General features: G+C 60.7%; 12 protein-coding genes. 8 read left to right on the forward strand and 4 right to left on the reverse strand.

What is annotated here, in order from left to right; all coding sequences use genetic code 11:
* Positions 1-182 precede the first annotated feature (182 nt).
* Entirely contained in the window at positions 183-719 is a 537-nt protein-coding gene (locus tag BSY17_RS00740; RefSeq protein ID WP_069063937.1) for a YcbK family protein, read from the forward strand.
* Between the two features lie 10 nt (positions 720-729).
* Here BSY17_RS00740 and BSY17_RS00745 read toward each other — a convergent pair whose 3' ends face one another.
* Complete coding sequence (locus BSY17_RS00745; protein WP_069064449.1) at positions 730-2,148, reverse strand: L,D-transpeptidase family protein; 1,419 nt, start codon at positions 2,146-2,148, stop codon at positions 730-732.
* Between BSY17_RS00745 and BSY17_RS20685 the strand changes: the two genes are divergently transcribed.
* Complete coding sequence (locus BSY17_RS20685) at positions 2,084-2,437, forward strand: DUF892 family protein (protein ID WP_083216951.1); 354 nt, start codon at positions 2,084-2,086, stop codon at positions 2,435-2,437. The genes BSY17_RS00745 and BSY17_RS20685 overlap by 65 nt on opposite strands.
* A 128-nt stretch (positions 2,438-2,565) precedes the next feature.
* Here the strand turns inward: BSY17_RS20685 and BSY17_RS00755 are convergent, their stop codons facing one another.
* Positions 2,566-2,982: a DUF3597 family protein gene (locus BSY17_RS00755; protein ID WP_069063938.1), complete on the reverse strand. Its 417-nt coding sequence runs from the start codon at positions 2,980-2,982 to the stop codon at positions 2,566-2,568.
* A 145-nt stretch (positions 2,983-3,127) separates the two neighbouring features.
* Here BSY17_RS00755 and BSY17_RS00760 point away from each other — a divergent pair, with 145 nt between their 5' ends.
* Together BSY17_RS00760 and BSY17_RS00765 are read left to right on the forward strand one after the other, a co-directional pair.
* Positions 3,128-3,694 carry a DUF4142 domain-containing protein gene (locus BSY17_RS00760; RefSeq protein ID WP_069063939.1) on the forward strand — a complete coding sequence of 189 codons (567 nt, stop codon included), beginning with the start codon at positions 3,128-3,130 and terminating at the stop codon, positions 3,692-3,694.
* Between the two features lie 784 nt (positions 3,695-4,478).
* Complete coding sequence (locus tag BSY17_RS00765; RefSeq protein WP_150125673.1) at positions 4,479-5,021, forward strand: hypothetical protein; 543 nt, start codon at positions 4,479-4,481, stop codon at positions 5,019-5,021.
* Positions 5,022-5,235: 214 nt separating this feature from the next.
* Here BSY17_RS00765 and BSY17_RS00770 read toward each other — a convergent pair whose 3' ends face one another.
* Positions 5,236-5,544 (reverse strand): hypothetical protein, encoded by a 309-nt coding sequence (locus BSY17_RS00770; RefSeq protein ID WP_069063941.1) that lies wholly within the window; start codon positions 5,542-5,544, stop codon positions 5,236-5,238.
* A 75-nt stretch (positions 5,545-5,619) separates the two neighbouring features.
* Positions 5,620-6,513 carry a LysR family transcriptional regulator gene (locus tag BSY17_RS00775; protein ID WP_069063942.1) on the reverse strand — a complete coding sequence of 298 codons (894 nt, stop codon included), beginning with the start codon at positions 6,511-6,513 and terminating at the stop codon, positions 5,620-5,622.
* A 131-nt stretch (positions 6,514-6,644) separates the two neighbouring features.
* On the opposite strand from BSY17_RS00775, the gene BSY17_RS00780 reads away from it, so the two are divergent.
* From BSY17_RS00780 to BSY17_RS00795, 4 genes are all read left to right on the forward strand, one after another.
* Positions 6,645-6,974, forward strand: a complete 330-nt coding sequence (locus tag BSY17_RS00780; protein ID WP_069063943.1) for a nuclear transport factor 2 family protein — start codon at positions 6,645-6,647, stop codon at positions 6,972-6,974.
* The gene (locus tag BSY17_RS00785; RefSeq protein ID WP_237236176.1) at positions 6,971-7,774 is read left to right on the forward strand and encodes an SDR family oxidoreductase; all 804 of its coding nucleotides are present in this window, start codon (positions 6,971-6,973) and stop codon (positions 7,772-7,774) included. Before BSY17_RS00780 ends, BSY17_RS00785 begins: the two co-directional genes overlap by 4 nt.
* A gap of 166 nt (positions 7,775-7,940) precedes the next feature.
* Positions 7,941-9,380, forward strand: a complete 1,440-nt coding sequence (locus tag BSY17_RS00790) for an IS1182 family transposase (protein WP_069063944.1) — start codon at positions 7,941-7,943, stop codon at positions 9,378-9,380.
* 388 nt (positions 9,381-9,768) lie between these two features.
* On the forward strand, positions 9,769-12,489 hold the full coding sequence (locus BSY17_RS00795) for an ATP-binding protein (RefSeq protein WP_237236178.1): 2,721 nt from the start codon (positions 9,769-9,771) through the stop codon (positions 12,487-12,489).
* The last annotated feature ends 11 nt before the right edge of the window (positions 12,490-12,500 follow it).

The following is a 12,500-nucleotide window of genomic DNA, read 5'->3' on the forward strand; positions in this document are numbered from 1 at the left end:
ACAAGGCGAGGCGCTTGCCCGACAAGCGGCGTGGCGATGAGACCAGCGGTGGCTAAAGCAAGACGATGCCACGGAACCAATCTTCTCGTGCCGTCAAATCCCCCTACATGTCAGCTAGATAGGATAACGCGCGGGTGCAGCTTATATCTCCCTGACGACAGAATTCGGGACGTACGACTTACATGATGATGAATCGACGAGGGGTGCTGCTGGGCGCCGCTGCCTGTGGCGTGGCGCAACTATTTCCTGCTACCGCATGGGCCGTTCTGCCGGAGCGGCGGCTGATGTTTCGCAACGCCCACAATGGGGAGCGGGCGGACGTCTGCTATTATTCTGGCGGGCGGCTGCGCGTGTCGGGGATCGCGGAGCTCAATTATTTCCTGCGCGACTGGCGCACCGGCGACGTCACTCGAATGGACACCGGTCTGTTCGATACATTGGTGCAACTCCATGCGGCGACTGGCGCCGACAAGCGGGCCGGTTTCACGCTTATTTCAGGCTACCGTTCACCCAGGACGAACGGCCGGTTGCACGAACATAGCGATGGCGTCGCCTCAAAAAGTCAGCATATGCGCGGCAAGGCAGTGGACATCAGCCTTAAATCCGTCCGTTTGTCCAACCTGCAGAAGGCGGCGCTTTCCCTGCGCGCTGGCGGCGTCGGCTATTATCCCGAAGATGGCTTCGTGCATGTCGATACCGGGCCGGTACGCCGCTGGTAGGCTGCTTGCATTATGGACCAACGTCAGAGCCGCTTCCCCGCAGGCGCGACCCACGCCCGGCCTTGAACCCGAGCGCTACGGACACCGCGTCGTTCCAGCCATAAGGGTCGGCTCTCACCACCGGATCGCCGGCATCGTCGAATAGGACGGTCTGGTAAAGCAAACGGACGGGTATCTCGCGAGGCAGGGATACGAAACTCTCCTTGCCCGTCGCACGCGCCTTGTTCCATTCGTCAGTGATGCCGGCGTCGCGCGCGAGCAAGTCGGCAAAGCCCAGTGCATCCTCGACGCGCACGCAGCCATGACTTCGCTGCCGCTGGACTTCTGCGAATAGCTGTTTTGCCGGCGTATCGTGCAAATAAATCTCATGCTCGTTCTTCATGTCGAACTTGACGAGGCCGAGCGAGTTTTTGGGCCCGGGCTGCTGTACGATCCAGCCATCCTTGCGAACCATATTGTTGCGCCGCAGATAAGATGAGCCCTTGCGGGCGAAATCCTTTTCTTCGATCGACCGAGGGACTGTCCAGGTCGGGTTCGCGACCAGGCGGTAGATTGGAGACCCCAGTTGCGGGGTCTCCGTGTCGGGCTCGCCGACAACCACTTTTCTCACATTGGCCAGCTTCCCGTCACGCCAGTAACTCAGGCGCGCGGCTGCAAGGTTTACGTCGACGCGCGTTGCGGGCGGATTGCGATCCAGCCAGCGGGTGCGCTCCATGGCCACGGCAATGGCGCGAGCGCGATCGGCATTGGACAGATTAAGGATTTCCAGCGCATCCTCGCCGATGGAACCATCAGGCTTGATGCCAAAGTCGCCTTGCATGCGCTTTACAGCACTGACCATCGGCGCGCTATACCGATCCCCGCCGGCTTGGGCCCGGTCCAGATAGTCCGAAGCCACCAGTTGTCGGGCGATCACCGGGATACGGATATCATTCTGTCCCGGTTCGATCGGTTTGTCAGTGGTCGGGATCACCGCCGCGGGCGCTCTGCCTTGCTTATCAAGCGCAAGATAGGCTTTGGAGAGCGCACCATACTCATCCGATTGCGGCGCGAGGCTTTCTAACCAGTCGACGACCTTGCCGTCCGCGAGCGCCTTGGCAAGGCCAGCGCGCAGATCCGTCTTCGGCCGGGGAACCGTGTAGATGTCGTACAGTTTCGTCGGATCGGCTGCGCCATGCGCAAGCGCGCTGGCATAGCGCAGGGCCAACTGCGTCAGCGCCGCCTGTCCATTCGCCTGCGTACTGAAGTTCAGGTGATCGAGGCCATGCGCGGCGCGCCGATCAATCGCTTCGCGCAATGCGCTGACATTCGTATCCGACCATTGCGCATCACCTGAGGGCGTCGCGCTGTTCTGAGTGGTGACGATGTCGCAAGCGGTGAGTGGAAGAGCCAGAGCCAGGATCGAACCGGTAATCAAGAATTTCCGCACCACTATCTCCCGCTCGTGTAAGCAGGTACAACGCTCCAGCAGCACATCTGCTCCGCTCATCGCAACTGATGAGATGGCCCGATCTTTCGACGCCGTGATTATTGCCCAGTATCAGCGGATTTCCCATTATGGTCTTGCCGGGTTCGGCACGGCTGCGTCCTACGCAAAGACGCTCGGCCTTAAGGATGATAACAAAAAATTGCGCGAGGCTACCAAAGAAATCTACGGTAATGACCAGTATGGCACCAAGTTGGCGGAAACGAGCGTCAATATCGACGCCAAGGAATAATTAGCGTAGGCTTGGGCCGCCGTTTGGCTGCCCGGCCGCTCGAATCTAAGATGACGTTGGGCGGCGACTTGCCGCCCCAAATGAAAATCACCTTGCCGTATGTTGGCTGACGTCCGCGACTTAGCCGCTCACGCACGCATGCTGTCGGGCACGATTCCGCCATTCTCAGCGAGCTTGTCGATAACGGCTCGATGCAAGGCGATATTCTGCTCCGCGCTACCATCGGCGCCCGCGTCTACGCTAAGCTCATTGGCCAGTTCCTTGCGAGCGGCGAGACTGGAGTCCAGGTCGAGCAGCTTGAGCAGATCGACGATCGAGCTCTGATAGTTGCCACCTCCGCCCTTCATTTCCGCCATTGCGGCGAGCACTGCGCCAACGTCGACAGACGCTGCTGGCGGGGGCGGGGGTGCGGCGGCGTGAGTTGCCGCAGGCGCGGATGGTCGCTCCACAGGGGCGGGCTTGGGTGCTGGAATCGCCGCTGGCGCTTCTGCGGCCTTGGCGTCGTGGCGGAAAATCTTGTCCATTATCTTTCCGAAGATGCCCATGCTTGTGCCCTTTTCCGATTTTCGATCTGAAGAAACGTGCGCGTGGTATGGAAAACGGAGCAATCGGCACAAAGGTCCGTTGGAACGTCAATGCGCGAAGAATGTTCAAGCGTGATCGGTGACCGTACCGAAAGGGAGATAGACTATGAAGCCCAGCATCCTTGTCACACTGTCGGTATCGGCACTGGCCCTGGCTTCCTGCGGGAAGAAAGACGAACCCATGGTCAACAACAACGCAGTCGCGAATTCCGCCGGTCCTGTCACGACAGAGGCTCCGCCCGCGCTTAGCGCCGGGCAGATGTTCGCAAATGCCGCCGCTGCGAGCGATGCGTTTGAGATCGAAAGCTCCAAGCTCGCTGCGACCAACGCTGCGTCTGCTGCGACAAAAGCCTTTGCCCAGTCGATGATCAAGGGCCACACCGAATCCAGCGCGAAGCTAAAGAAGGCGGCAAGCGAGGCGACGCCTGTGCTCACGCCCGATCCGACACTTGCGGCGGCGCAGGTCGAGGCACTCGAAACGCTCAAGGGCAAGCAAGGCGCTGAGTTTGACGCCGCCTATGCCGACGCGCAAACCATGGCTCACGAGAAAACATTGGCGACCCTGCGCGCCTACTCAACTGGCGGGGACGTGCCTTCGCTCAAGGTCTTTGCCACTGCCATGGTACCTATCGTCACGGCGCATGTGAACATGGCCAAGGGCTTGAAGCACTGATTTGCTGATCGCAGCATGCGCGTCAAGGACGGCCTGCATGTCGGCGGCAGGTACGGGTGGGCGCGTGGTAGAAGAGGGCGCAGGGCGTGGTGGCGCCGCATTAGGCGACATGGACGATTGCGCAACGGCCGGTCCTGTCAGCGCAGTCCAGGCTAATAGTGCGATAGCGAAAGAGGATTTCACGGGCATCCCTGTTCTCGTTGTCACCCCAGCCAGATTACCGGTCCCCAGTCTGACAGTTCCGCAAAAAATATGCGGACTGACTTAGGTTAACGCAAATCGTTGGCGTCGCGACTTCGCGCATTTTGCGCTCGTTAGCCGATGACCGGAACTTGGTGGGCAATGGCCAATCGTGAGTCTGGCGTGATTCACGGCCTGGCATTCACGGTACCGATCACGACCCCAATGGCGGAATGTTTCCGTTCGCTAGGAAATTGCGGGTCGAGATTTGGCAAGGTCCCGTTTCCAAGCTCACATCATCGTAATGACACGGGGGGCTTCGGCCCACTACTTGTGGCTCTATTACCCGGTTTGGGCCGAAGCCAAATGTCGCCTTCTGACAGAACCTGCCTTGAGACACGTTGTCGCGAACGGCAGTAAAGTCCCACGTTCCGTCTACCGATGTCGACCCGTCCAAGTCATTCATCCACCGATTTTCTATTCCCGAGTACGGAACAGCCGCTTTCCTTTCCCGTGCGGTCAGGAAGGCCCTAATTGACGAAGCGCAACAATCGCATATCTTTAACAGGCTGCCCCTCAGGTGACATCAGTCAGTGCCCACGGTATGGCGCGGATGAAGTCGACGGGGGCGGCATTGGGTACAACTTACGAGAGAATCAGCGGGGCCTTGGGATCGCTGTTGCTGGTTTGGGCCTCGGTTGAGAAGGCTGTGCGCCATGAGGTTGTTCGCGCGCATGGCCTTCTGCCGCCAAAGGCGCGTGGCATTGCCGCTGCGTTGCAAACTTGGGAAAGCGCGGTCATAGAATCTCAACCCGCAAACTCACTGGGGCCGCCACTTGCCAAGACTTTGCGCCGCCAACTGCAAAAGCCGCTCGATGTTCGGAATGGCCTATGCCACGGACTGGTCGGCATTTCGGCGGCAACTGAACATATGCAAGCCACATTGCGGTGGGAAATCAACGACGTGAGGCATGCGATCTCATGGGATGATCTGCAGGAGCAGCTCGGGTGGCTTTCAAAGCTGCCCCGCGCCGTTTCGATTATCTCCAACCCGTCGTTTGAGCGTGCGGGAAGCAGGGCCACAAACACCGCTGAAAACCGGGCATGGTGGCGATCTGAGTTCTCATTTGATGTATCCGAACCGTGAGACTGTTGCCATAACTGCATGATAGGGAGTACCGACCCAACTAAGCCGCTCAGCGTACGATTTCCGATCCCCAGATGCCGACTGTCCGCTGACCGGCTTTCAGAGCCCCAGAGATAGCCCGTGAAACGTCCAACTCCCTGAGGCTTCGATCCATGTTTGCCGTTATTCCGGACGGAAAAGCGGCTGACTCGGCGACCCTCACCAGCGCCGCTTTCTAGGCGGCGGCAGGATAGCTAGCTATGTCAAAGGCAAAGCTTGCCATCGTCAGGCCATTGACGATGAGCTCAACCTCATGGCGGCCGGGATAATGGCGACGCGTGCTGAAATCTCGAATAGCCTGGCGAACTCCCAGCTTAGCGCATTGTCCGGCAAGAGGGTCAAATGTCCTGAGCTTGAAGACTTTCGCCGCTGTCTTGCCGCCGAGCCGCGCATAGTGAACGCGATAATCGACGACTAGGCGTTGATCGTCGGGGGAAGTCGACACGAGGTCGGCATCGATAGTGATTGTTTCACCCAGATGCACAACCTGAGGCTCAATCGAAAAGCGCCGAACCTGATTGTCGCCAAATGGCCAATGGGCGATACGCCCAGCATACCGTCATCCAGCGATTTGACGGGCCATGCCGATCAACGCCTTGAATGCAGCCGATGGATTTCGCCGGCTGGGATAGTAGAGGCTCAAAGGCACCAGCGGCGGGGTCCAGTCTTCGAGGACGCGAACGAGACGGCCCGCCTCGATATCTTCGCGTATGTCGGACTCCATGAAATAGCCGATGCCGACATCGTCCAGCACCGCGATACGGGAGAGGCTGGCCTCATCGAGCGTGATCGGGCCGTGAACGTCGATCTGGACAGGCTGCCCGTCCTTCTCGAATTGCCAGCGGTGCAACGCACCGTTCGGGAGCCTTATGCGAAGGCAGGCATGGCGGAGCAGGTCGGGAGGGACGCGAGGCTTTTCATTCACCTTGAAGTAGGCAGGTGTCGCAACGACGGCAAAGCTGCGGGGTGGGCCGACGGGAATGGCGATCATGTCGCTGGGAACGAGGTCGACGCTTCTCAGGCCAAGATCGAAACCCTCGGCGACGATGTCCACGATCCGGCCCTCGGTGACCAGATCGACATGCACCTGGGGGTAGCAACGCAGGAACCGCAACAGGAGCGGTCCAAGGATCTCACGCGCTGCCGTCGGGAAGGCGTTGATGCGGAGCGTTCCCGACGGCGTCTCCTGCTGCGAGCGGGCGATATCCATCGCATCATGAATATTCCTGACTGAGGGTCCGACCTGATCGACGAACTTGCGTCCAGCGTCGGTCAGGGCAACGCTGCGCGTCGTTCGATTGAACAGGCGGACGCCGAGCTGCCGTTCCAGCTTGGCGATGGCATTGCTCAGCGCGGTCGTCGACAGACCAAGCTCCAGCGCGGCTGCCCGGAACGACCCGCGCCGCGCAATAGCCAATACCGCGTCAAACTCGACCAAGCCGTCCTGGTGCATTGTCCTGATTTTCGCAATGTCGTATCGCGATCTATCCCGATTATCATTGCAAAGGTCCAGCCCTAAGTTGGCGTCACCAAGTGATGGAGGGCGCCGAACGAAGCGCATCTCCTACAAAATGGAGATCAACTATGACCGTCAAACTGCCCCACATCATCGCCGAATATTTCGATGCCGACCGGAAACGAAGCGCCCAAGCTGTTGCCGACTGCTTCATCGATGACGCCGTCGTCAAGGACGAAGGGCACACCTACACGGGACGGGACGCTATCCGCCAATGGAAAGCGGACTCATCCGCGAAGTACACCTATAGCGTCGAGCCTTTCTCGATCTCGACGGAGGGCGACAGAATGACCGTCGTCAGCCATCTCGCGGGCGATTTCCCCGGAAGTCCGGTGGACCTTCGCTATCTGTTCGTCCTCGATGGACAGAAAATCGCCGGGCTGGAGATCACGCTGTGAGCGCGTCCATTCGAGGCAGCAGCCTGCCGTTCCTCGATCTGCGCAGAAAGCGCGCGCTGATTACCTCCGGTACGCGCGGAGCAGGCGCAGCTACTGTCGGCCTGTTTCAGGAACTTGGTGCGCAGGTGCTGACTACCGCCCGCACCCGGCCCGATGCCTTCCCGGAATCACTGTTTGTCGCGGCCGACCTGACGAACGCGCACGGATGTGCCGCACTGGCGGCCGCCGCGACCGAACGCCTGGGCGGAGTGGATATTATCGTCCATATGCTCGGCGGTTCATCCGCCCCGCCGGGTGGCTTTGAAGCACTGAGCGACGAGATTTGGGAGAATGAACTCGACCTCAATCTTATGCCGGCCGTTCGCCTCGACCGGGAACTCGTTCCGGCCATGGTCACGCGCGGCAGCGGCGTAGTGATCCATGTAACGTCCATTCAGCGCGTGATGCCCCTGCCGGAGGCGACGACCGCCTACGCCGCAGCCAAGGCGGCGCTATCGACCTACAGCAAGAGCCTGTCCAAGCAAGTGTCGCCGCAAGGCGTTCGAGTCGTGCGGGTATCCCCAGGCTGGATCGAGACGGAGGCATCCATCGACCTGGCGACAAGGCTGGCGGCTGAGCATGGCGGCGACATCGAGGCAGGCAAGCAGATGATCATGGACTCGCTTGGCGGCATCCCGATCGGGCGTCCGGCAAGGCCGGTAGAGGTGGCGAACCTGATCGCCTTCCTGGCGTCCGACCGTGCGGGCAGCATCACCGGCACGGAGCATGTGATAGACGGCGGAACGGTGCCGACTGCTTGAGCAACCCGAATATCCCTAACCCGCCGCTGTCGACCCTTCTCGGACGCTCAGCATCCATTTCTTGATCCCCAGGTGCTGACGGTCCGCTTTCCGGCAGGTCGCGACCGAGGCTGTGTAAAAACGCCGTTTTATGGTAGAGTTTTCCGGGATTTCGGGAGGCTTAGCGATGGGCCGTTTCGTGGAAGAACAAGACCGGCGTCAGGATTTTTTACTGCCGGCATCGCTCGCTGATTACGTAGCTGAAGATAACCCGGTTCGGGTCGTTGAGGCGTTTATCGACGAGCTGGATCTGTTGGCAGTTGGCTTTGCCGGGGCGACGCCAGCGCCTACCGGGCGGCCGGCATATCATCCTTCGACAATGCTCAAGATATATCTCTACGGCTATCTGAACCGGATCCAGTCGAGCCGACGACTGGAGCGCGAGGCACAGCGCAATATCGAACTGATGTGGCTGACCGGTCGATTGGCACCGGACTTCAAGACGATAGCCAACTTTCGACGGGATAATGGTGCAGCGATCCGGGCGGTGTGCAGCCAGTTTGTAGCTCTGTGTCGACAGTTAAGCCTGTTCGGACAGGCGACCGTCGCGATCGACGGCAGCAAGTTCAAAGCGGTAAACAACCGGGATCGCAACTACACAAAACACAAGGCAGCCAAGCGGATCGAGCAGGTGGAGGCCAGCATCGAGCGCTACCTTGCGGCCCTCGATCGTGCTGATCGTGAGGCCAGCGACGTTCCGCAAGCGCGGGTCGAACAAATCCGCGAGAAGATCGCGGGCTTGCGAGGCCAGATGCGGTTCCTGAAGGAAATGGCCGCACAAGTCGAAGCGGCACCCGATCATCAAGTGTCGCTGACCGATCCGGATGCCCGGTCCATGAACAGCAGTGGTCGCGGCACTGGCATTGTCGGCTACAACCTGCAGGCAGCGGTGGATGCCGAACATCACCTCATTGTCGCGCATGAAGTGGTGAACGAGGGCAATGACCGGGCGCAACTCGCGCCGATGGGCCGACAAGCGCAAGCGGCCATCGCCGCACCCGAAATCACCGTCCTGGCGGATCGCGGCTATATGAACGGCGAACAGGTACTGGAATGCGAAGGCACCGGCATTTTACCCTGCGTGCCCAGAACCGACACGTCCGGCAAAGCGCAGCGCGGTTTATTTACCAAGGCCGACTTCGTGTACGACGCCGACCATGACCACTATACCTGCCCGGCAGGGGAATATCTGACCAAGGCGCGACCGCGGTCGGATCATCACGGCGACATCGATCATTATCGCAACCTGAGCGCCTGCCAGAGCTGCGCTTTGCGACCGCGCTGCACCACTGAATACGTGAAGCGCGTCAAACGATGGAAGCATGAGGCGGTCATCGATGCCATGCAAAAGCGGCTGGACCTGTTACCCAATGCCATGGGCATCCGTCGCCGGACCGTCGAGCATGTCTTTGGCACGCTCAAATCCTGGATGGGCAGCACCCATTTTCTGACCAAGACGCTCAAAAACGTCAGAACCGAGATGAGTTTGTGCGTGCTGGCCTACAATATGAAGCGGATGATCCAGATCATGGGCATTCAGCCACTCATTGCAGCGATCCGCACCTAAAAGGCCGACGCGAAGGCCGGGCATTCCGCCACCGCGGCCTCCCGATCCTACCGCGCGCCTTCCACCTCGGGAGCGTTTTTACACAGCCTCGACCAAAGCCAGTCGTTCACTCCATCGCCTGTGAACGTCCAGTATTGCCGGAAGCTGACGATCGCACGGGTCAAGCGCGCGATCGTCAAAGCGCCTTATTTCGATCGACCGGTTGGTCGGCCACCAATTCCGAAAGCGCATTCAGTGGATGCTATCATTCGCGCAAACAGGGTCCGAAGGCTTCAGGCAGGAGCACGGACATGATCTGCAACCGCTAGCGATGGCGCACCCACTGCGCTACAAAAGCCCCGATGTACGCGTAAGTAATTGTTTGGCGTTAAACGAAGGGCAATACCAGTTGCAGACCGAACGATCGTCTTTCCGGTTCGGTGAGTTCGAATTGATCCCGGATCGTCAGGCGCTGCTGCACCGCGGAGAACCTATCAGCCTGGGCGGACGGGCGTTCGACATTTTGACGCTACTCGTTCGCCGCGCTGGCGAAATAGTCAGCAAAGCCGAACTGTTCGCTCACGTCTGGCCCGGCTATCTGGTGCATGAGCATAATCTGAAGGTGAATGTCGGCAATCTGCGGCGCGTTCTGGCGGCTTGCGATCCGGCAACCGACTACGTCGCCACAATCGCGGGCCGGGGCTATAAATTCGTCGCAGCATTGGACTCGGCCAAAGAGATACACTTGGCACCTTCAGCCGGACCTGACGGGCCGCGCCTGTCGCCTCCACCCAGCGCGCCTCACCTCTACGGGCGCGAAGATGCGATTCACCAAATTGCCGAGCGCATGCGGCAGAATGGCTATGTCACGATCGTCGGTCCCGGAGGCGCGGGCAAAACATCGATCGCGGTCACTGCCGCACAGCATTGCCGGACCGCCGGTCAGCCTGTCGCCTTCGTCGATCTGTCGACCCTTAACAGCGCCCAGTTCGTGATCCCGGCGATGGCGGCGGCGCTCGGTATTTCACTTGGCATCGACGACCCGATCGCCGGTGTCATCGCTCTGCTGCGTGCCGAGCGTCCGATCCTTATTATTGACAATTGCGAGCATGTGATCGCCACGACAGCAGCCCTGCTGGAGCGGATTTCCCACGCTGTGCCCGATGCCCAGATCATCGCAACAAGTCGTGAGCCACTGCGCACCCGGCACGAACAGGTGCTTCACCTGGCCAAACTCGGTTTTCCCGAACCAGGCACGGCCACGAGCTTTGAGGAGGCTTTGCAGTATCCTGCCGTCCGCTTGTTCCTTGCCAAGGCAGGGCGCGCCGAGGATGCGGACCTCGATCCTGCCTATGTGCAAGCCGTGGCGGCAATCTGCGCGCGGCTCGATGGACTCGCTTTGGCCATCGAACTCGCTGCAGGGACTGCAGGTGGCTTCGACGCCGATGCGCTGACAGACCTTTTCCGGGACGGCTTTGGCGCGATGCACCGCGGGCCGCGTGATGCTCCGCTGCGACACCAGACACTCGAGGCCGCGCTGGACTGGAGTTACCGCCTTTTGCCGGAACACGAAGCGGTGCTCCTGGAACTGCTGTCGGTGTTTGCCGGCCGGTTCAGCGCTGAGGACGCGGAAAGCATTTATGCCGCAGGCGGGATCGATTCGATGGCGGGGCGTGACGGGCTCGGCCAGTTAGTCGCCAAGTCCTTGGTTTCCGCGGACGTGATTGCGGGCACGCTGCGCTATCGCCTCGTCGAAAGCACCTGGATTTACGCCTCGCAGCGTTTGCTGGGATCACACCATATCGATGTGGCGAAACGACTGTTCGCGGCCCGTGTGCTGGCTCGTATGCAGCGGGCGGAACGCGAATGGTCCTACCAGAGCTCCCGCGAATGGCTGGGTCGGTACGGAGAGCAGATGGATGATCTGCGCGCTGCGATCCGCTGGGCCTTCGGTCCTGGTGGCGACGCGCGCATCGGCATCGACCTGGTCGCCGCCGCGCTGCCGCTGTGGCAGGAACTGTCGGCTTTCCAGGAGATGCTGGCCGCGATCGAGCAGGCCTTAGTGTCTGGCGGCGACGGCGACCTGTCGCTGCGGAGCCGTGCCCGAATGCTTATGGCGCAGGCCTGGGCCATGACACTTGCCAGTCAAGTACATCCACGGACGGGTGAGGTCTGGCGCGAAAGCATTAGGTGTGCCGACGCCGCGCGGGACAGTGATCTTGCCCTGCAAGCCGTGTGCGGCGAAGCCGTCTACCTCGCGTATTCCGGCCGGCCGATGAAGGCGCTGCGCAGCATGCTGGACTTTGCCAAGTCGGCTGATGTCGATTGGACGAAGGCGCCGGGCGGAATGAGATTTCTCGCGCACGACGAAATCTATATCGGGCGCCTGGCTTCGGCGGACTCCCGCTTGCAGTTCCTGCAGCAAGCCTGGGGAGAGGCAGGAGACGAGCAAGGCCTGTCGCGCTTCCAGGTCGACCTGCCCGTCGCGATCGACCTGTCCTCGTCGCTTCTCGCTTGGTTGCAAGGCCGTAGCGCGGCATCGGCCGAACTCGCAGATCGCGCCGTCGCGAGGGCGAGCAGCCTCGACCACATGATTTCACTTGGCAACGCCATCTGCCTGGCGGGGCTGCCGACAGCCTTCCTCGATGGACAGTTGGCGCGGGCCGAAGATCTGCAACGCAGGCTGGCCGAGGTGGCACGGCGCGAGAGCGTCGGCATCTACGAGGGAACTGCGCGCTTCTTCGCTGGGGCAATCGCGGCGGCGCGAGGTCACGGCGATGGGCTGGAGACGATGGCAAACAGTATCGATGCGCTGTGGGCCAGCGGATGGCGCTTGCGCACGAGTCTCTATCGCAGCCTCCTCGCCGAGGCTTGGCTGCGCGCTGGCGACTGCGAGCGTGCGGCGCGGGCTCTGCGACCCGTCCTCGAATGGCGTGATGTCCGCCAGGAACGCTGGTCGCACCCCGAACTGTGGCGCGTCGCGGCGCTTATCGCGGCCCAATCAGGGAAAAGGGACGTCGCCGGGCGGTACTTTCGCCAGGGCTTCTCCCGGTCTGCGTCCATGGGAACCGCGGCGTTTACCCGTCGGATCGAAGCATCGATTGCGGAGTCAGGGATCCGACCTGATTAATCTTCAAAGTC

The sequence above is a fragment of the Sphingobium sp. RAC03 genome (genome assembly GCF_001713415.1).
Taxonomy (GTDB): Bacteria; Pseudomonadota; Alphaproteobacteria; order Sphingomonadales; family Sphingomonadaceae; genus Sphingobium.